Source organism: Pseudomonas sp. 1L-B-1-E-C1, assembly GCF_057291835.1.
This window is the reverse complement of sequence record NZ_JBXAWN010000003.1, coordinates 379,954-398,021: the sequence shown is the minus strand read 5'-3', so window position 1 is coordinate 398,021 and position 18,068 is coordinate 379,954. Positions and strand designations below refer to the sequence as shown.

At 60.4% G+C, this 18,068-nt stretch carries 17 protein-coding genes and 1 pseudogene; 9 read left to right on the top strand and 9 right to left on the bottom strand.

Features of this window, described 5'->3' with window-relative positions:
- Nucleotides 1-8 precede the first annotated feature (8 nt).
- Nucleotides 9-1,022: a porphobilinogen synthase gene (gene hemB / locus AC0Z4S_RS08105; protein ID WP_485622627.1), complete on the bottom strand. Its 1,014-nt coding sequence runs from the start codon at nucleotides 1,020-1,022 to the stop codon at nucleotides 9-11.
- 207 nt (nucleotides 1,023-1,229) lie between these two features.
- Between hemB and AC0Z4S_RS08100 the strand changes: the two genes are divergently transcribed.
- Together AC0Z4S_RS08100 and elbB are read left to right on the top strand one after the other, a co-directional pair.
- Nucleotides 1,230-1,889 (top strand): DedA family protein, encoded by a 660-nt coding sequence (locus AC0Z4S_RS08100; RefSeq protein WP_253497049.1) that lies wholly within the window; start codon nucleotides 1,230-1,232, stop codon nucleotides 1,887-1,889.
- Nucleotides 1,890-2,056: 167 nt separating this feature from the next.
- Nucleotides 2,057-2,725 (top strand): isoprenoid biosynthesis glyoxalase ElbB, encoded by a 669-nt coding sequence (gene elbB / locus AC0Z4S_RS08095; protein WP_253497053.1) that lies wholly within the window; start codon nucleotides 2,057-2,059, stop codon nucleotides 2,723-2,725.
- A 103-nt stretch (nucleotides 2,726-2,828) separates the two neighbouring features.
- Here elbB and AC0Z4S_RS08090 read toward each other — a convergent pair whose 3' ends face one another.
- Both AC0Z4S_RS08090 and AC0Z4S_RS08085 read right to left on the bottom strand, forming a co-directional pair.
- Nucleotides 2,829-3,284, bottom strand: a complete 456-nt coding sequence (locus tag AC0Z4S_RS08090) for a YaiI/YqxD family protein (RefSeq protein WP_064364673.1) — start codon at nucleotides 3,282-3,284, stop codon at nucleotides 2,829-2,831.
- 102 nt (nucleotides 3,285-3,386) lie between these two features.
- Complete coding sequence (locus AC0Z4S_RS08085; RefSeq protein ID WP_485622626.1) at nucleotides 3,387-5,285, bottom strand: FTR1 family protein; 1,899 nt, start codon at nucleotides 5,283-5,285, stop codon at nucleotides 3,387-3,389.
- A 169-nt stretch (nucleotides 5,286-5,454) separates the two neighbouring features.
- Between AC0Z4S_RS08085 and AC0Z4S_RS08080 the strand changes: the two genes are divergently transcribed.
- The 5 genes from AC0Z4S_RS08080 to AC0Z4S_RS08060 all read left to right on the top strand — a co-directional run bounded on the left by AC0Z4S_RS08080 (nucleotide 5,455) and on the right by AC0Z4S_RS08060 (nucleotide 10,217).
- Nucleotides 5,455-6,858 (top strand): COG3014 family protein, encoded by a 1,404-nt coding sequence (locus AC0Z4S_RS08080; RefSeq protein WP_485622625.1) that lies wholly within the window; start codon nucleotides 5,455-5,457, stop codon nucleotides 6,856-6,858.
- Between the two features lie 205 nt (nucleotides 6,859-7,063).
- The gene (locus AC0Z4S_RS08075; protein WP_485622624.1) at nucleotides 7,064-8,458 is read left to right on the top strand and encodes a COG3014 family protein; all 1,395 of its coding nucleotides are present in this window, start codon (nucleotides 7,064-7,066) and stop codon (nucleotides 8,456-8,458) included.
- 16 nt (nucleotides 8,459-8,474) lie between these two features.
- On the top strand, nucleotides 8,475-8,846 hold the full coding sequence (locus AC0Z4S_RS08070) for a YcfL family putative periplasmic lipoprotein (protein WP_016772611.1): 372 nt from the start codon (nucleotides 8,475-8,477) through the stop codon (nucleotides 8,844-8,846).
- Between the two features lie 36 nt (nucleotides 8,847-8,882).
- Nucleotides 8,883-9,470, top strand: a complete 588-nt coding sequence (gene lpoB / locus AC0Z4S_RS08065; protein ID WP_039757415.1) for a penicillin-binding protein activator LpoB — start codon at nucleotides 8,883-8,885, stop codon at nucleotides 9,468-9,470.
- A 3-nt stretch (nucleotides 9,471-9,473) separates the two neighbouring features.
- A complete protein-coding gene (locus AC0Z4S_RS08060) occupies nucleotides 9,474-10,217 on the top strand; it encodes a penicillin-binding protein activator LpoB (protein WP_485622623.1) in 744 nt (247 codons plus the stop codon).
- Between the two features lie 41 nt (nucleotides 10,218-10,258).
- Here the strand turns inward: AC0Z4S_RS08060 and AC0Z4S_RS08055 are convergent.
- The 4 genes and pseudogenes from AC0Z4S_RS08055 to AC0Z4S_RS08040 all read right to left on the bottom strand — a co-directional run bounded on the left by AC0Z4S_RS08055 (nucleotide 10,259) and on the right by AC0Z4S_RS08040 (nucleotide 14,865).
- Nucleotides 10,259-11,484 (bottom strand): annotated as a pseudogene (locus AC0Z4S_RS08055) (IS3 family transposase).
- Nucleotides 11,485-11,589: 105 nt separating this feature from the next.
- Complete coding sequence (gene rhtB, locus AC0Z4S_RS08050) at nucleotides 11,590-12,222, bottom strand: homoserine/homoserine lactone efflux protein (protein WP_485622622.1); 633 nt, start codon at nucleotides 12,220-12,222, stop codon at nucleotides 11,590-11,592.
- A 151-nt stretch (nucleotides 12,223-12,373) separates the two neighbouring features.
- Nucleotides 12,374-12,955 carry a mechanosensitive ion channel family protein gene (locus AC0Z4S_RS08045; RefSeq protein ID WP_024014760.1) on the bottom strand — a complete coding sequence of 194 codons (582 nt, stop codon included), beginning with the start codon at nucleotides 12,953-12,955 and terminating at the stop codon, nucleotides 12,374-12,376.
- Nucleotides 12,955-14,865 (bottom strand): ATP-binding cassette domain-containing protein, encoded by a 1,911-nt coding sequence (locus AC0Z4S_RS08040; protein WP_016772606.1) that lies wholly within the window; start codon nucleotides 14,863-14,865, stop codon nucleotides 12,955-12,957. The genes AC0Z4S_RS08045 and AC0Z4S_RS08040 overlap by 1 nt, the downstream gene beginning before the upstream one ends.
- A gap of 50 nt (nucleotides 14,866-14,915) precedes the next feature.
- Here AC0Z4S_RS08040 and AC0Z4S_RS08035 point away from each other — a divergent pair, with 50 nt between their 5' ends.
- Entirely contained in the window at nucleotides 14,916-15,377 is a 462-nt protein-coding gene (locus tag AC0Z4S_RS08035; RefSeq protein ID WP_485622621.1) for a TIGR02444 family protein, read from the top strand.
- Here AC0Z4S_RS08035 and AC0Z4S_RS08030 read toward each other — a convergent pair.
- Nucleotides 15,374-16,573 carry an AlgP family protein gene (locus AC0Z4S_RS08030; RefSeq protein WP_485622620.1) on the bottom strand — a complete coding sequence of 400 codons (1,200 nt, stop codon included), beginning with the start codon at nucleotides 16,571-16,573 and terminating at the stop codon, nucleotides 15,374-15,376. The two genes, AC0Z4S_RS08035 and AC0Z4S_RS08030, sit on opposite strands and share 4 nt — an antisense overlap.
- 191 nt (nucleotides 16,574-16,764) lie before the next feature.
- Here AC0Z4S_RS08030 and AC0Z4S_RS08025 point away from each other — a divergent pair, with 191 nt between their 5' ends.
- Complete coding sequence (locus AC0Z4S_RS08025) at nucleotides 16,765-17,430, top strand: FKBP-type peptidyl-prolyl cis-trans isomerase (protein WP_485622619.1); 666 nt, start codon at nucleotides 16,765-16,767, stop codon at nucleotides 17,428-17,430.
- A gap of 54 nt (nucleotides 17,431-17,484) precedes the next feature.
- Here the strand turns inward: AC0Z4S_RS08025 and AC0Z4S_RS08020 are convergent, their stop codons facing one another.
- Nucleotides 17,485-17,943 carry an Rsd/AlgQ family anti-sigma factor gene (locus tag AC0Z4S_RS08020; protein WP_016772602.1) on the bottom strand — a complete coding sequence of 153 codons (459 nt, stop codon included), beginning with the start codon at nucleotides 17,941-17,943 and terminating at the stop codon, nucleotides 17,485-17,487.
- Nucleotides 17,944-18,068: the final 125 nt, after the last annotated feature.

Sequence of the window (18,068 nt, the reverse complement as noted above, 5' to 3'; positions counted from 1 at the left end):
TGGGAGGGCTATTTCTGCTCTCGTAACAATTGAGCGGCACGAACGGCAAAGTAAGTCAGGATGCCATCTGCACCGGCACGTTTAAAGGCGGTCAGTGACTCGAGGATCACCGCTTCGCTCAACCAGCCATTCTGGATAGCGGCCATGTGCATGGCGTATTCGCCACTGACCTGATAGACGAAGGTCGGCACCTTGAAGGCATCTTTGACCCGAAAAAGAATGTCCAGGTAGGGCATGCCCGGCTTGACCATGACCATGTCCGCGCCTTCAGACAAGTCCGCTCCGACCTCATGCAGCGCTTCGTCGCTGTTGGCCGGGTCCATCTGATAAGAAGCCTTGTTCGCTTTGCCGAGGTTCGACGCCGAACCCACCGCATCGCGGAACGGGCCGTAGTAGGTGCTGGCGTATTTGGCCGAGTAGGCCATGATGCGCACGTTGACGTGACCGGCGATTTCCAGCGCTTCACGAATGGCCTGGATGCGCCCGTCCATCATGTCCGACGGCGCCACCACCTGCGCGCCGGCCTCGGCGTGGGACAGCGCCTGACGTACCAGCGCATCGACGGTTATGTCGTTCTGCACGTAGCCGTGTTCGTCGAGAATGCCGTCCTGACCGTGGGTGGTGAACGGGTCCAGCGCCACGTCGGTGATCACCCCCAGTTCAGGGAAACGCTCGCGCAGGGCGCGAGTGGCGCGCTGGGCGATACCTTCGGGATTCCACGCTTCGGCGGCATCCAGGGATTTCAGTTCGGGCGGGGTAACCGGGAACAGCGCCAGCGCTGGAATCCCCAGCTCGACCCACTTCGCCGCTTCTTCCAGCAGCAGATCGATCGTCAGTCGCTCGACACCCGGCATCGAGGCCACGGCTTCGCGGCGATTCTCACCGTCGAGCACAAATACCGGCAGGATCAGGTCATCGACCGTCAGCACGTTTTCACGCACCAGCCGCCGGGAAAAATCATCACGACGATTGCGACGCAGGCGGGTGGCGGGAAACAGACGATTGGCGGGGGTAAAGCTCACGGCAGACTCCTGAGCCCGGGCAAACGGGCGAGCGTGACAGTTATAGACGGCCATTATGACCAACAGATGACAGTTGTGTGAGACCTGTGACAGGTAGCCGCTTTCCATTCTCGGTGTAGGAATTGTTCACGTCGAGACACATTTGGACACTTTCATGAATGTGTCCGAAGGGTTAGGCTGCGCGTTCATTTCGCCAGCACCCAGACAATGCTCCAACAATTTCTGCACGACTTTGGCTACTTTGCCTTGTTTCTCGGCACGTTCTTCGAAGGCGAAACCATCCTGGTGCTCGCAGGCTTCCTCGCGTTCCGTGGATACATGGACATCAACCTGGTGGTGGTCGTGGCGTTCTTCGGCAGTTATGCCGGCGATCAGCTGTGGTACTTCCTGGGACGCAAGCACGGGCGCAAATTGCTCGCGCGCAAACCGCGCTGGCAGATGATGGGCGACCGCGCGCTGGAGCACATCCGCAGGCATCCGGACATCTGGGTTCTGAGCTTCCGTTTCGTCTATGGTCTGCGCACGGTGATGCCAGTGGCGATCGGTCTGTCCGGCTATCCGCCGGGACGCTACTTGCTGCTCAACGGCATCGGCGCGGCGATCTGGGCCAGCGCGCTGGCTGCAGCGGCTTACCACTTCGGCGCAGTGCTGGAAGGCATGCTTGGCAGCATCAAGAAATATGAGCTGTGGGTGCTCGGTGCGTTGCTGATCCTCGGCTTGGGCCTGTGGCTGCGCCGCCGCTTCAAGAATGCGCAGCTGGCGAAGAAGATCTATCAGGATGAGCAGATCGCCAAAGCTGCCGAGGCCGAGCAACTGCGCCAGGCCGAAGCGACCCCGCCTGCCGGGCCGAAAACGCCAGCCGAATAAGCCATTCGCAGGCGGCTGCCAAGCGCAGTCCAGGCAAATAATGAACACCCCGCCGCCGTTGCGATCCATTGAGAGAGCGCTCTGCCCCCGCGTGCGTCGCCCATGCCCCTATGGCAACGCACGACGATTTAAGGGACATTGAGCGCCATGAATCTGGAGAGAAGCCCATGAGCAAAAAAGTTGCAGTGATCCTGTCCGGCAGTGGCGTGTACGACGGCGCCGAAATCCAGGAAAGTGTCATCACCCTGTTGCGCCTCGACCAGCGCGGCGCTCAGGTACAGTGCTTTGCGCCGAACATTGCGCAATTGCATGTGATCAACCACCTGACCGGCGAAGAAATGCCGGAATCGCGCAATGTGCTGGTGGAATCGGCGCGGATTGCCCGGGGCAACGTCAAGGATCTGCGCGACGCCGACGTCGAAGACTTCGACGCGCTGATCGTGCCCGGCGGTTTTGGCGCGGCGAAGAACCTGTCGAACTTCGCCATAGAAGGCGCCGGTTGCACCGTGCAACCTGAGGTGCTGGCCCTGGCCGAGGCGTTTGCGGAAGCGGGCAAACCAGTCGGGCTGATCTGCATCTCCCCGGCGCTGGCGGCAAAAATCTACGGCCCTGGCGTGACCTGCACCATCGGTAACGACGCCGACACCGCTGCGGCGATGAACAAGATGGGCGCCACCCACGAAGAGTGCGCCGTCACCGAAATCGTCGAAGACAAGGCCCGCAAACTGGTGACCACCCCGGCGTACATGCTGGCGCAGACCATCAGTGAAGCAGCTTCGGGGATCAACAAACTGGTCGACCGTGTGCTCGAACTGACCCACGAAAACGACGCTTGAATCAAAAGATCGCAGCCTTCGGCAGCTCCTACAGGTTTCGTGTCGCGCCGTGATATTGCGGCATACACCGTCCCTGTAGGAGCTGCCGCAGGCTGCGATCTTTTCAGGGCTTGCGGATGAGCCGAGTCAGAATCCGGTCCAAAGCATTGGCAAACGCCTGCTTCTCACGCTCGCCAAATGGTGCCGGTCCGCCGCTCATCTGGCCCTGCTCCCTGAGATCGGTAAACAGATTCCGCACCGCCAGACGCTCACCCATGTTCTGCGCGTCGAACTCCTTGCCGCGCGGATCCAGCGCCGCCACGCCCTTCTTCACCAGCCGATCGGCCAATGGAATATCGCTGCAGATCACCAGCTCGCCCGGCACCGCGTGCTCGACCAGATAATCATCCGCCGCATCCGGCCCGCTCGGAACCACGATCAGTTTGACGATGGCCAGCCCCGGCTTGATCTGCGGCTGCCCGGCCACCAGCACCACCTCGAACTGGCGCTTGAGGGCGAACTTCACCACCAGATCCTTCGCCGCCCGTGGACAGGCGTCGGCATCGATCCATACACGCATGTTCTTGCCTCCAAAAAATTCGCGAGCAGGCTCGCTCCCACAGGATACATACCGAACCTGTGGGAGCGAGCCTGCTCGCGAATATGAGCGCAGCGAATGCCTTTATGCAGCCGAAACCCGGCGCTTCTCCGCCACCCAGCTACGCCCATACAACACCACAATTGCCACTATCGCCACCGCCTGCGCGATCAGCGAATAGGCATCGGCATGGATCCCCAGCCAGTCGAATTCAAAAAACGCCACCGGCCGTGTGCCGAAGATCCCGGCTTCCTGCAAGGCCTTCACACCATGCCCGGCGAAGACCACCGACAACGCGCACAGCAGCGCGGCGTTGATGCTGAAGAACAAGGTCAGCGGCAGTTTCGCCGAACCGCGCAGAATCACCCACGCCAGGCCGACCAGCAAAACCAGAGCGGTCGCGCCGCCGGCCAGCACGGCGTTGTGCCCGGCAGGCCCGGCCTGCAACCACAGGGTTTCGTAGAACAGGATCACCTCGAACAGCTCGCGATACACCGAGAAAAACGCGAGGATCGCGAAGCCGAAACGTCCACCGCCGCCGACCAGGCTGCTCTTGATGTAATCCTGCCAGGCCGCCGCGTGACGGCGGTCATGCATCCACACGCCGAGCCACAGCACCATGACGCTGGCAAACAGCGCCGTGGCGCCCTCCAGCAACTCACGCTGCGAACCGCTGACATCGATGACATACGCCGCCAGCGCCCAGGTACCCAGGCCCGCCAGCAATGCCAGCCCCCAACCAACGTTGACGCTGCGCACCGCCGATTGCTGGCCGGTGTTGCGCAGGAAGGCGAGGATCGCCGCCAGTACCAGAATTGCTTCCAGGCCTTCGCGCAGCAGAATCAGCAGGCCGGAGATGTAGCTCAGCGACCAGCTCAAGCCATCGCTGCCCAGCAGGCCGGCGGATTCCTTGAGCTTGGCCTTGGCTGCGTCCAGACGCTGCTCGGCCTGTTCGACCGGCAGACCGTCCTGCAGCGACTGCCGGTACGCCATCAGCGATTTTTCGGTGTCCTTGCGCACGTTGGCATCGACGTTGTCCAGCGAGCTTTCCACCAGTTCGAAGCCCTCCAGGTACGCCGCTACCGACAGGTCATAGGCCTGATCATGCTCACCGGCGCGGTAGGCCGCGAGGCTCTTGTCCAGGGTGGCGGCGGTGTAATCGAGCAACTGCGCCGGGCCGCGCTTGACCTGCGGCGGTTGCGCGCGTTGGGCACGGAAAGTCGCGGCAACCTCTGCGCCCTCAGCCGCCTGCACTTCGGCCGGGGTCTGGCGGGCCAGGTCGGCGATGTTGTAGACCTTGTCGGACTTGGCCGCTGCCGCATCGGCACTGAAGCCGGCGATGTAGGTGGCCAGATCCCAGCGCTGACGATCATCGAGCTGATCGGCAAACGCCGGCATGTCGGTGCCTTCGACGCCTTGGCCGAGGGTGCTGTAGATCGCGTACAGACTCAGGTGATCCATGCGCGCTGCGTCCCGCAGGTTGGCTGGCGCAGGGGTCAGGCCGACGCCGGCCGGGCCGTCGCCAGCGCCAGTGTCGCCGTGGCACACCGAGCAATTTTGCGCATACAACGGCGCACCGCGTGTCGGGTCAGGCGTAATGATCGGCGCTTGGCTGACTTCATACGCCACCGCCAGTTTCGCTCCCAGTTGCCGGGCCTGACGGGCGACATCGGCACCGTCCTGCTTCGCGCTGATCGCGGCGTGCAAAGACTTCACGCCCTGCTCCAGCGCGGCTTTTTCCGCTTTGGCTGGCAATGCAGTGATCAAGCCTTGCAGAACCTGGGTGAATTCCAGCTGTTCGCGGTATTCGCCATCGTCGATGACTTTGCCTGCCGCGACCGTCGGCGGGTAGTCGGCACTGATGTAATCGAGCAGGTGCAACGCTTGCGGCGCGCCTTCCACGGTATCGGCCAGCAGCGGCAGGCTGCTCAGGGACAATAACGGGAACAGCAGCCAGGCCAGCAATCGGGACGAGGCAGTCATGAACGAATCTCAAATGGAAATGCGAAGTTACATATTGTTCACTTCGCAGACGTTTCTCTCAAGCTTTGTTGCCACCGGAGGGTAATGATTTATAACGTTGAAGCACTGTGCCACCATCGGCGCCGATAACGAAAAAGCTCCCGCCTTACTCAAGGAAGATCTGTTCCCAATGCGCCATTCCCTGCTGCTTCCTCTGCTGCTGACCGCCCTTACGCAACTGGCCGGTTGCGCGGCTTATCGCAATTACGATCTGGAACTGGAACAGACCACCGAGCAATTGAAGCAAGGCAATGTCGCCGGCTCCCTGGGGCTGATTGAGGCGCATAACCCGGACGAGCAGAAGGATTTGCTCTATTTCTTCGAGAAAGGCGCGGTGTTGAGTGCAGGCGGTGAACTGCCACAGAGCCAGGCGGCATGGCGCAGTGCCGAACAAATGGTGATCGAGCGCCAGGACACCATTGAAACCACCGGTGACAAGCTGTTGGCCGCCATGGGTAATCACTGGGGCAGCATCATCAATGACAAGCTGCGCCGCTACGATGGCTATGACTATGAAAAGGTCATGCTGACCACGCAGATGGCCCTCAACCAACTGGCGGTGAATAATTTCGACGGTGCCCGCGCCGACATCAGGAAAACCCATGAGCGCGAAGCCCTGATCGCCCGACAGCGCGAGCTTGAATATGAGCGCGTTGAAGAGGCCGCGAAAAAGCAGGGCGTGCGCGTGCACTACAAGGATCTGCAGGGCTATCCGGTGGTGATGCTGGACGCGCCGGCGGTGATTGCCTTGAAGAACGGTTACCAGAGCGCGTTCAGTCACTATCTCGCCGGGTTCACCTATGAAGCACTCGGAGAAAAGAACCTCGCCGCGCCCGGCTATCGTCAGGCCATCGAGCTGCGTCCGGACCTGCCGTTCTTCCAGCAAGCCTTGCGCGACCTCGACAGTCCCGGCCTCAAGGGTGACGACAGCGATGTGCTGATCATCGTGCAAAGCGGCCTTGCACCCGCGCGCAGTTCGCTGCGTGTGCCGTACCCGGTGAAGCTGGCTGACGGTCAGGTCATTGTCGCCAACATTTCGTTTCCGGTGATGGTGCCCGACACTTCGACACCGTCGTTCAATCAGATTGGCATCGATGGCCGGCAGAACAGACTTATCGCGGTCAACAGCATCACCGACATGTCCTTGCGTACGCTGCGCGATGACATGCCCGGCATTATCCAGCGCACGACTTACCGAGCCTTTCTGGCAGCGGATGTGCAGGCCACCGACAACCGACGCGACCCGAGCAAAGCCTCGTACGTAACGCACTGGGATGGTTTCGAACAGGCCGACACGCGTACCTGGCGGACACTGCCCAACCTGACTCAGGTGGTGCGCCTGCGCCTGAAGAAAGGTGAACACGCGATCACCCTGCCCCACGTCAACAACGCCGCGCCGCTGAAGATCCGGATTGATCAGAACCGCCAGGTCATCATCCTGCGCGCCCTCGGCGATCGGGTTTTCGCCAATGGCAGCGCTTTTCGGCATGACGAGACAGTTGCCAAAGCCGTAGTGAACAACATGACGAGGTGATGGCACGGCCATTTATTAAGCCACTAAAAAGACATTACATCGCCATCACCCCACGCTTATAATGCCGCGCCCTCGCCCAGCGAGCCGGCATGAAAGCTCCTCACGCATGAGGAATTGGCAGGAGGCCAGCGCCGCCGTCGATAGGTCACACCAGCCCGACCAGCACACGCGGCTGCAAGTCTTGTTACTCAGGGAAGAAGTACCCATGGCAATCCGCGCTCCCATGCTGCTCGCGCTCAGCGCCGTCACGCTGTTGTCCGGCTGCGCAGCGTTTCGCAACTACGATTCCGAACTGGCCCAGACCAACCAGCAATTGGCTTCCGGCAACGTCGACGCTGCGCTGACCCTGCTGGAAAAGAACAACACCGGCACCGACAAAGACCTGCTCTATTACTTCGAGAAAGGCGAACTGCTGCGCGCCAAGGGCGATCTGTCGGGCAGCCAGAACGCCTGGGGCAGCGCCGATCAGGTGGTCGGTCAGTGGGAAGACACGGTCAAGCTCGACTCGGCCAAGTACCTGGCGCAGTTCGGCAGCTTCATCGTCAACGATAAGGTGCGTCGCTACGAAGGCTATGACTACGAGAAAGTCATGCTGACCACGCAGATGGCCCTGAACCTGTTGGCGGTCAACGATTTCGATGGTGCCCGCACGGCGATCAAAAAGACTCACGAGCGCGAAGCGGTGATCGCCGACCTGCGCGACAAGGAATACCTCAAGAGCGAAGAACAGGCCGAGAAAGAAGGCATCAAGACCCAGTACAAGGATCTGCAGGGTTATCCGGTGGCCAGCCTCGACGCGCCGGAAGTGGTCGGCCTGAAAAACAGCTACCAGAGTGCGTTCAGCCATTACCTGGCCGGTTTCGTTTACGAAGCTCTGGGCGAGAAAGATCTGGCCGCGCCGGGTTATCGCAAGGCTGCCGAATTGCGCCCGAACACGCCGCTGCTCGAACAGGCGCTGGTCAATCTCGACAAGCCTTCAAAGTCCGACGACAGCGACATTCTCATCGTCGTGCAAAGCGGTCTGGCGCCTGCGCGCGACTCGATTCGCGTACCGCTGCCGCTGCCGATTTCCAACAACGTGGTGATCACTCCGCTGTCGTTCCCGATCATCAAACCGGACACCTCCACCGCGCCGTTTGCGCAGATCGGCGTCGACGGCAAGCAGGTCGACCTGACCGCACTCAACAGCACCACCGCCATGTCCCGCCGCGCCCTGCGCGATGACATGCCGGGGATCATCGTGCGCACCACCGTACGCGCAATCACCAAAGGCGTGGCGCAGAAGCAGATCAACGAAACCAACCCGCTGGCCGGCCTCGCCGTGGGTATTTCTTCAGCGGTGCTCGAAGGCGCCGATACCCGTACATGGCGCACCTTGCCGGACAACACCCAAGTGGTGCGTCTGCGCCTGAAAAAAGGTGAGCATCAGGTTACCCTGCCGAGCGCCGTGGGCGGCTCGGTGGTCAAGGTCACCGTCGATCAGCGTTATCAAGTGGTCAGCCTGCGTGCCGTGGGCAACCAGGTATTCGCTGGCGGCATCGCCGCTCACGTAATGCCGAGCGCTGCCGCGACCAACGTCGCCAGCCTCAAACAACCTTAAGAACGGAGTCTTTGCAATGCGCTTGAAGATCATCGCCGTCGCCGCCCTCGCCTTGCTGGCAGGCTGCGCCACCCCGCCACCGCCTGAGCCGGGCAGCGCCGCGAGCAAGGTCGTGGCCATGGGCCCGCAGAAACACATCGTCGTCGGCGCCATGCGCGTGGCTCGCGAAAACGGCTTCATGACCGTCAATGTGCAGCTGAGCAACACCCTCAACAGCAACAAGATCTTCTACTACCGCTTTGCCTGGCTTGGCGCAGAAGGTTTTCCGGTTGCCGAAGAAGAAGTCTGGAAAAGCCAGATGATGTACGGCGCCCAGACCAGCTTCATTCAGGCCATCGCCCCAACCCCGAAAGCCGTGGATTTCCGTCTGGAAATCAAGACGCCTTAAGCCCGCCACCCTATTTCTGATTGAGAGAGCTTTCTCATGTTTGCACGCTTTTCCTGCATCGCCGTCATCGCCCTGCTCGCCTCCGGTTGCGCCAACACTTCGCCGACCCTGGGCAGCAAGAACATCAGCTACGGTGACACCAAAGCGGTTGAAACCGTGACCAACGAATTCGGTTCGACCGACCTGCAAATGATCGCCGAGTCGATGACCCGCTCGCTGGCCCAGTCCGGCATCCTGCAGGGCCGTCCGGTGGTTCAGGTCTACGACGTGAAGAACAAGACCAGCGAGTACATCGACACCCGCGAGATCACCACCAGCATCAAGACCCAGCTGATGAAGACCGGAGTCGCGCGCTTCGCCAGCGACAACAATGCCATGCAGAGCCAGGTTGACCAGCTCAAGCTGCAAAACCAGAGCGGTCTGTACAAGAAAAGCACCGTGGCCAAGACCGGCAACATGATCGCCGCCAAGTACCGCATCGAAGGCTCGATCAGCTCGATCGTCAAGCGCAGCAGCGACTACAAGGACGTCTTCTACAAATTCAGCCTGCAACTGATCGACGTCGAAAGCGGGCTGGCCGAGTGGATGGACGAAAAAGAGATCCGCAAAACCACGGAGCGTTAATCGATGCGCACATGGATCGGCATGATGGCCCTGGCTTGCGCGTTCAGCGCGCAGGCGGCCCCGAAGGTAGCGGTGACGGATCTGGCGTATCAGGAGCGCGTGGAGCAATTCATCCACATCGTTTCAGCGCAGAGCAATCACCGCGAGAGCTACTACAGCGCCAGCGGTTCTTCGAGTTACAACGAGATCGAAGCGACCACCAGCTACATCGAACAGGGCGAGTTGCGTAAATTCACCGGCGACATCAAGGGTGAAATCCTGCGTACCGGCATGTTCCAGCTGGTGCAGGGCACACCGTACACAGCCTCGTCCAAGGGCGATGTGTACGACGTGATCAAACGCATCAAGGCCGGCAATTTCAAAGGCGCCGACTACGTGCTGTTCGGCACGGTGTCCGACATCGACTTCACCCAGGACATCAACGAGCTGGCGAATACCGACAGCTATTCGGCGGTGCTGGGCCTGACACTGGTGGCGGATTTCAGCCTGATCAACACCAAGACCTACGAGATCACCTCGGCCTTCACGGCGATGGGCGAAGCGCAGGACACCAAGCTGGTGAACCATCGCGACATCAAGATCTCGCTCAACCGCCCTCGGGTCGTGCGTGACGTATCCAAAGCGTTGGGTGAAGACGTGGCCGGGCAACTGAGCATGCAGCTCGGTGGCGGCGGTTACGAGCAACCGCGGGAGGCACCGCAGCGCAACAACCTGCCGCGCGATACGGCGCCGGTGATCCTGCGCTGACTGACCGGGATGTCTAGTCCTGAAATAGGTTTACACCTGTTTCACCCCAACGCCCGATGCACCGCATCGGGCGTTTTGTATTTTAAGGACAGGTGCGGGCGTTCCTGGTTGTAGATCAGGATCGCTTCTCGCACCATTTGCTCCGCTTGCGCCAAGTCTGTCGGCCGGTGGAGTAATAGTTCTGTTTTCAAGATGCCGTTGACCCGCTCTGCCAAGGCGTTTTGGTAGCAGTCGTAGCCATCCGTCATCGAACACGTGATGCCATGCTTGGCGTGGAGCTTTTGATACAGCGCCGAGCAGTACTGGACACCTCGATCCGAGTGATGGACCAGTTTCTGACGTGTTCGACGTGTCTTTAACGCCATGCGTAAGGCTTGGGCCACCGAGTCGGCGTGCAGGCTGCCATGCACGTGATAACCGACAATTTTTCTTGAGAAGGCATCTGTGACCAGGCTCAGCTAGACCGGATCGTCACGTTTGGTGGACAGGTAAGTAATATCGGCCACCCAGACCTGTTCCGGACCGGTTGCAACGACTTGCTGCGGGCCTGGTTTTAGCAAATTGGGATGGCAGCGAAAGTGATGATGGCTGTCGGTCGTCTTGTGATACGCCCGTTTCCTGCGAACCAACTGCCGGTGCTCGCGCAGCACTTCAAACAAGCGATCCCTGCCAACATGCAACTCAGGTTTCTCATGCTCCGCGTGCATCAATGACTGGAGCTTGCGTGCGCCAATGCAGGGTTGGCGCACCCGGATTGCCTGCACAAACTTGATGAGTTTCTGATCTTGATCGACTCGCGCCCGATAGACGCGATCACGCTTGTAAAAAGCTTGGCGACTGATCCCCATAAACTGGCAAGCCCTGCTGACACTCAGGGTTTGGGTTTGCGCAACGACTTGCCGGGCCGCTTTTTTACAATGGATACGCCGTAGTCATTCTTCAGGACATCAACCACATCTTCAAAGAATCTGGCTTTCTGATTTGCTAGTGCCAGTTGCTCCTCAAGCTCTTTGATTCTCTGCTCGGGGGTCAAAGGCAAAGTTGACTCGTCCATCGGTCGAGTCCTCTGGGTGCGAATGGAGGCGCCATGGCTCCAATCTTGTCGACCATGCTTGCGTAACCAGACCAACACCGTCGACCGACCTTGAATCCCATAACGCCGCTGAGCCTCTTTATAACTCAACTCGCCTTTTTCTACTTGGTCGACAACCGACAATTTAAAAGTCAGCGTGTAATCGCGCTGACTACGTTTTGCGCTCGTATCCATTGCACCTTCCTGATAAGAAGCCAGAAGGTGTAAACCTTATTCAGGACGAGACAGGATAAACAAAAAAGGCGACCTGCGAGGTCGCCTTTTTTCTGCCTGAGCGGTTTACACCGGCGCTTTGCGCAACGTCGCCATGAATGCTGCCGCGCCAATGAACAGCCCGGCAAAGGTGCGGTTCATGCGCTTCTGTTGCTTGGGCGTGCGCAACAGGCGCAGCACCTTCGACGCCAGCCCGGTGTAGCCGGCCATGACGATCAGATCGACGACCACCATGGTCATGCCAATCACCACATACTGCATCAGCAGCGGCGCATGGGGATTGATGAACTGCGGCAGCACCGCGAGCATGAACACCAGCGCCTTGGGGTTGCTGATGTTCACCAGAAAGCCGCGAAATACCAGCGCCAGCGGCTTGCCGATCGGCCGTACCGCGGCGTCATCGCTCATGTCCATGGGCAGCGCACGCCATTGCTTGATCGCCAGGTAAACCAGATAGGCGACACCAAACCATTTGATCGCCTGGAATGCTGTGGCCGAAGCGGTGAGCACAGCGCCAACGCCCGCGCCGACAATTGCAATCTGCACCGCCAGACCGATTTGCAGGCCCAGTGCATTCCAGTAGCCGCGCCAGAAACCGTATTGCAGACCGCTGGACATCGACGCGATGGCGCCCGCGCCCGGGGACAGGCTGATCACCCAGCAGGCGGCAAAAAATGCCAGCCATGTTTGAAGCTCCATCGCATACCTCGACTCTGAACCGTGACAGACGCTCAAGCTAATGCGCTTTGGGCTTAAAAGCAAAGATCGCAGCCTTCGGCAGCTCCTACAGGGATCGCATTCCAAATGTAGGAGCTGCCGAAGGCTGCGATCTTTGGATCTTGCCTGAAATCTATTTCTCGAACCCGCTCGACGGAAACACATCCGTCCCGCGCCAACGTCGCACCGAACGCTGGAAGAACAGGCTGTTCGGCACCTGCACCATGGCGCTGCCAGTGCCGAGTTCTTCAGCCTCGACCAACGTGGTGTAGAGCAGATTGATCGCGATTACCCGGCCTTTGACGCCAGGCTTGTCGGTGGTGTCCACCAGCTCGACCACATCGCCGAGGCGGAACGGTCCGACGGTGAAGATCAGAATCGCGCAGAGCAGGTTGGACAGCACGCTCCACATGGCGAAAAACGCCACCGCCGCCACCGCAACGAAACCCGACAGCGCCGTCCACAGCACCGTCGCCGAAACGCCTAGGCGCTCGAGCACGAATAGCAGCGCGCTGCCCATGATCAGCCAGCGCAACACGCCGCGCAGCGGCATCAGCAACTGCGGCGGGAACGGATAGCGCTCACCCAGGCGAGTCAGCCCTTTGGCGACGAAACGCTGAGTCAGGTAACCCGCCAGCAGGATCAGCAGAATCTGCGCGGTGAACCACAGCGGTTCGACCCAAACGGCCGCGAAGGGCAGCTTGAAGGCTTCCATCAGGACAACGCCTCCAGCTCCGCCTGCATGCTTTCCAGGGTTTCCAGCGCTTCCATCCAGGCTTCTTCCAGCTCGGCTTCACGAACCTTCAACTTGGCCTGTTCGGCGAGCAGATCACGCAATTCGTTCTTGCGCGCCGGCTCGTAGATATCGCTGTCACCGAGGCTGGCATCGACCTTGGCGAGTTTCTCGTGGAGCTTGCCCAGTTCAGCTTCAAGCTTGTCGGCCTCGCGCTTGTGCGGCGCCAGTTGCTGACGCAACGCTGCCGCTGCCTGGCGCTGAGCCTTCTTGTCGGTCTTGTCTGGATTGACCGGGGTGTTGCTGACCGGCGCATTGCGCTGACGGTATTCCACCAGCCAGCGCGCGTAGTCTTCGAGGTCGCCATCGAACTCTTCGACCTTGCCGTCGGCGACCAGATAGAAGTTGTCGGTGGTGCTCTTGAGCAAGTGCCGATCGTGAGACACCACCAGCACCGCACCGCTGAATTCCTGCAGGGCCATGGTCAGCGCCAGGCGCATTTCCAGGTCGAGGTGGTTGGTCGGTTCGTCGAGCAGCAGCAGGTTCGGCCGCTCCCAGGCGATCAACGCGAGAGCCAGACGGGCCTTCTCGCCACCGGAGAAATTCAGCACCGGCTCATCGATGCGCGCGCCACGGAAGTCGAAACCGCCGAGGAAGTCACGCAGGGTCTGCTCGCGCTCGCCCGGCGCCAGGCGCTGCAAGTGCAGCAACGGGCTGGCCTTGGAATCCAGCGAGTCGAGCTGATGCTGGGCGAAGTAGCCGACCACGGTGTTTTCACCACGGGTCAAGCGCCCGGCCAGCGGTTCAAGCTCGCCGGCGAGGTTCTTGATCAGCGTCGACTTACCCGCGCCGTTCGGCCCGAGCAGACCGATCCGTGCGCCTGGGGTCAGCTGCAGCTTGACCTTCTCGAGGATGGTCTTGTCGCCATAACCGAGGCGCGCATCGGACAGGTCGATCAGCGGGCTGGAAATCTTCGTTGATTCGCGGAAGACGAAGTCGAACGGCGAATCGACGTGGGCCGCCGACAACTCTTCCATGCGCTCCAGCGCCTTGATCCGGCTCTGCGCCTGACGAGCCTTGGTCGCCTGGGCCTTGAAGCGGGCGATGTAGCTTTCCATGTGCGCACGCTGCGCCTGCTGCTTCTCGTAGGCCTGTTGCTGCTGGGCCAGACGCTCGGCACGGGCGCGTTCGAACGCGGTGTAACCGCCACGGTAGAGGGTCAGTTTGCGCTGATCGACATGCGCAACGTGATCGACCACTTCGTCGAGGAAGTCGCGGTCGTGGGAAATCAGCAGCAAGGTACCCGGATAACTCTTCAGCCACTCTTCGAGCCAGATGATCGCATCGAGGTCCAAGTGGTTGGTCGGTTCGTCGAGCAGCAGCAGATCCGACGGGCACATCAGCGCCTGCGCCAGATTCAGACGCATCCGCCAGCCACCGGAGAAATCTCCTACCTGACGATCCATCTGCTCATTGGTGAAACCGAGTCCTGCGAGCAGCTTGCGCGCTCGCGCATCGGCGGTGTAACCGTCGGCGCTGTCGAGCTCGGCATGCAGGCGCGCCAGTGCAGTGCCGTCATGGGCCTCTTCGGCAGCGGCAAGCTCGCGTTGCACCTCGCGCAGACGCAGGTCGCCATCGAGCACATAATCGACCGCCAGGCGCTCGAGGGTATCGACCTCCTGACGCATGTGCGCAATGCGCCAGTCGGCCGGCAGCAGGCAGTCGCCCGAATCCGGGTGCAACTCGCCGCGCAGCAACGCGAACAGGCTGGATTTGCCGGCACCGTTGGCGCCGATGAGGCCGGCTTTGTGGCCGGCGTGCAGGGTCAGCTCGGCGTCTTCTAGCAGACGTTGCGGGCCACGCTGTAAAGTCAGGTTCTGAAGTCGGATCATAATGGCGGCGGAGTCTACCAGCTTCGCTCACAACTGGCGCGAGTAGCACGATGTCCTCTGACCTGTGGAGCTTTGCCCTTGATGTCTACGCCCGGCCGGGCGTGGAAGATGCCTGCCTGCAATTGCAAACGGCGGGCGCCAATGTCTGCCTGTTGCTCTGCGGTTTGTGGCTGGAGCAGCGCGCAGTGGCCTGCGATGAACCGCGCGTGCGCCTGCTCAAGGCCCTGACTGCGCCTTGGGATATCGAAGTGGTACAACCGCTGCGAACTCTGCGCATGCAATGGAAAGCGCGGGCTGCCGATGATGCGGTGGTGGCGGGTATGCGCGAGCAGATCAAATCACTTGAGCTTGAAGCTGAGCGTACCTTGCTGTCACGGCTCGAAGGTGTGGCGCAGGAGTGGAAGCGTAACGATGCAGGTGCGGTGACCTGGCTTGAAGGTCTGGCCGGCAACGCGGCCAGCCCGAACCGCGACGCGCTGCATGTGCTGCGCGTCGCGGCAACCGGCACTTAGGAAGCGCTGGTCGGGGTGTTGCTGGCGCTCGACGAAGCGGCTGGCGCTGGCGCAGTCGAAGGGGTCGAGTGAGCTGCGGACGAGGGTGCCGACGCAGCTGGAGCAGCCGGGGTAGCAGCAGTGGCAGGCTTGGCCGCTGGAGCGGTGGCCGGTTTGGTCGCGACTGGTTTGGCCGCTGCAGGCTTTTTCACCGCTGGTTTTGCGGCTGGCTTGGCGGCCGGTTTTGCAGCAGCAGGTTTTGCAGCTGCGGTCGCAGGCTTGGCAGCAGCGGGTTTCGCAGCAGGCTTGGTGGCCGGTTTCGCGGCGGTTTTTGCCGCAGGTTTTGCCGACGATGTTGCGGCTGGTTTGGCAGCCGGTTTTACCGCCACTTTCGCAGCAGATTTGGCGGCGGCCGGTTTAACAGCAGTTTTGGCGGCAGGCTTCGCAGCGGCGGTTTTGGCTGCAGGTTTTGCCGCTGCTTTGGCAGCAGGTCTGGCGGCTGCGGTTTTCGCTGGCGCGGCTTTGGTAGCGGCCGGTTTTGCAGCTGATCTGGCAGCGGTGGTTTTCGCTGCTGGCTTGGTTGCAGCAGGTTTGGCCGCCGTGGTTTTAGCCGCCGGTTTTGCCGCGCTCGCTGCAGCAGGTTTCTTCGCTGCAGTTTTCGCCAATGGCTTGGCAGCTGCTTTTACCGGCGCCTTGGCCGCTGGTTTGGCGGCGGCCCTCGCAGCAGCAGGTTTGGCCGCAGCAGTCTTCGCCGGAGCTTTGCTTGCAGCAGGTTTGGCAGCGACTTTCTTCGCTGGCGCCGCTGCCGGTTTGGCCGAGCGCGACGACAATACTTTGCCCACTGCTTCCTGAACGCGGCCAACTCCCTGGGCCAGTTTCAGGCTTTCCTGAGCATCACGCTTGAGTTGCAGAATGTAGCTGCGGGTTTCGGACTGACGATCTTTCAATGCATCGAGCAGGTCTTCGAGTTCTTTCACCGAAGCCTTGGCTTTGTTCTGCGCCTTGGCTTTGCCAGCGGTGGCGGCGTCTTGCAGTTTGGTGCGCGACTTGTGCAGTTTTTCCTGCGCCTTGCCACGCTGTTTTTCCAGCTTGGCGAGCAGTTTTTCAGCATCAGCCAAGGCTTGCGAGCAAGCGTTTTCCAAATGCTCGAGCAAGCTGCCCGACAGTTGTTGGAGTAAGTGCAACGGAGTATTTACAGGCTTCTTGGTGGCCGACATGGTTTACCTCCTGGCTGACGTGAGTGCGGCTCATACTAGACCTCTGCTGATACCGCCGCTAGGGCATGTTGACAGTATCTGCACCGTTGCGTTGCACCGCAGCCGAAATGTTCTGCACCGAGAAAAAAGCAGTTCACCGATGCAGACGTTCGCGCTGGCATAATCCCCGCATCTCAGGTCGGAGAGTGCCCATGTCGCGCTACTTTATTTTGTCCCTATACATGGTTTTTTCGCTGGCTCACGCCGATGAAAAAACCACGGCGAACGATGCTCATGACCTGGCTTATAGCCTCGGTGCCAGCCTGGGTGAGCGGCTGCGTCAGGAGGTGCCGCAATTGCAGATCCAGGCGCTGATCGAAGGTCTGCAACAGGCGTATCAGGGCAAGCCACTGGCGTTGAGTGAAGCGCGAATCGAACAGATTCTCGCCGACCACGAATCGCGCAATGCCGAACAGGCTTCAGGCCAATCGAGCGATGCCGCAATGGAAAACGAGCAACGTTTTCTCAGCGCGGAAAAAGCCAGACCGGGCGTGAAGGAACTGGCCGATGGCATCCTCATGACTGAACTGGTTCCGGGCTCCGGCGCCAAGGCCGGCCCCGACGGGAAAGTGCAGGTGCTGTATATCGGCAAGCTGCCAGACGGCACCGTGTTCGATCAGAACACCCAGCCGCAATGGTTCAACCTCGACAGCGTGATCGCCGGTTGGCGCACCGCGTTGCAGAACATGCCGGTAGGGGCGAAATGGCGACTGGTGATTCCATCGGATCAGGCCTATGGCGCCGACGGTGCCGGCGACCTGATTGCGCCGTTCACGCCACTGGTATTTGAGGTGGAATTACGCGGCGCGACGAGTTGATCAGGCAAAAAAAACGGTGCGTTTTCGGCGCACCGTTTTTATGCAGGATGTCGATCAGGCCTGAACCGGATCTTCTGCCTTGTGTGCCGTGTGCAGCACTTCGATCAGGCAGTCTTCAAGTTCAAAACGCTCGTGCAACAGGCCACCGAGCTCCTTGAATTTCTCCGCGACACACTTGCCTTCGTCGCACAGATCATTGAAGGCCAGCAGCTTCTCGGTAATGACATCGATGCGCGGGTAGATCGTTTCGGCGAGTTCCAGACCGCGCTTGTCGTTGAACGCCTTGGCTTCGCCAGTCAGCTGTTCATAGATTTCGAAGTGCCCCGCCGATACGTAATCGACCAGCACCCCGCAGAACTCCTGCAAAGGCTTGCGACTCTCGGACAGCGACTCAGGCTGCGCACCGAGTTTGTCGTAGGCGCCTATCAGCTCTTCACGCTCCTGCAACCAGCGGTCGATCAGCAGATGAACCCCACCCCAACGTTCCTGAGCATTCTGACAACTTTCGAGCATGGCGATCTCTCTTCCCTTGTGGGTCATGCTGCTCCACACCCGCGCCGCTGTTCTGATTTGACTAGTGGACGATCGGGCAGAGCGTCATCGAGCAACATAAATCCAATGACACGTGCCGGCCAGAT

Excerpts from the sequence above, each read along its gene's own strand:
- AC0Z4S_RS08100 (WP_253497049.1), top strand. The coding sequence starts at position 1,230 with ATGCTCCAACAATTTCTGCACGACTTTGGCTACTTTGCCTTGTTTCTC.
- elbB (WP_253497053.1), top strand. The coding sequence starts at position 2,057 with ATGAGCAAAAAAGTTGCAGTGATCCTGTCCGGCAGTGGCGTGTACGAC.
- AC0Z4S_RS08090 (WP_064364673.1), bottom strand. The coding sequence starts at position 3,284 with ATGCGTGTATGGATCGATGCCGACGCCTGTCCACGGGCGGCGAAGGAT.
- AC0Z4S_RS08085 (WP_485622626.1), bottom strand. The coding sequence starts at position 5,285 with ATGACTGCCTCGTCCCGATTGCTGGCCTGGCTGCTGTTCCCGTTATTG.
- AC0Z4S_RS08080 (WP_485622625.1), top strand. The coding sequence starts at position 5,455 with ATGCGCCATTCCCTGCTGCTTCCTCTGCTGCTGACCGCCCTTACGCAA.
- AC0Z4S_RS08075 (WP_485622624.1), top strand. The coding sequence starts at position 7,064 with ATGGCAATCCGCGCTCCCATGCTGCTCGCGCTCAGCGCCGTCACGCTG.
- AC0Z4S_RS08070 (WP_016772611.1), top strand. The coding sequence starts at position 8,475 with ATGCGCTTGAAGATCATCGCCGTCGCCGCCCTCGCCTTGCTGGCAGGC.
- lpoB (WP_039757415.1), top strand. The coding sequence starts at position 8,883 with ATGTTTGCACGCTTTTCCTGCATCGCCGTCATCGCCCTGCTCGCCTCC.
- AC0Z4S_RS08060 (WP_485622623.1), top strand. The coding sequence starts at position 9,474 with ATGCGCACATGGATCGGCATGATGGCCCTGGCTTGCGCGTTCAGCGCG.
- rhtB (WP_485622622.1), bottom strand. The coding sequence starts at position 12,222 with ATGGAGCTTCAAACATGGCTGGCATTTTTTGCCGCCTGCTGGGTGATC.
- AC0Z4S_RS08045 (WP_024014760.1), bottom strand. The coding sequence starts at position 12,955 with ATGGAAGCCTTCAAGCTGCCCTTCGCGGCCGTTTGGGTCGAACCGCTG.
- AC0Z4S_RS08040 (WP_016772606.1), bottom strand. The coding sequence starts at position 14,865 with ATGATCCGACTTCAGAACCTGACTTTACAGCGTGGCCCGCAACGTCTG.
- AC0Z4S_RS08035 (WP_485622621.1), top strand. The coding sequence starts at position 14,916 with ATGTCCTCTGACCTGTGGAGCTTTGCCCTTGATGTCTACGCCCGGCCG.
- AC0Z4S_RS08030 (WP_485622620.1), bottom strand. The coding sequence starts at position 16,573 with ATGTCGGCCACCAAGAAGCCTGTAAATACTCCGTTGCACTTACTCCAA.
- AC0Z4S_RS08025 (WP_485622619.1), top strand. The coding sequence starts at position 16,765 with ATGTCGCGCTACTTTATTTTGTCCCTATACATGGTTTTTTCGCTGGCT.
- AC0Z4S_RS08020 (WP_016772602.1), bottom strand. The coding sequence starts at position 17,943 with ATGCTCGAAAGTTGTCAGAATGCTCAGGAACGTTGGGGTGGGGTTCAT.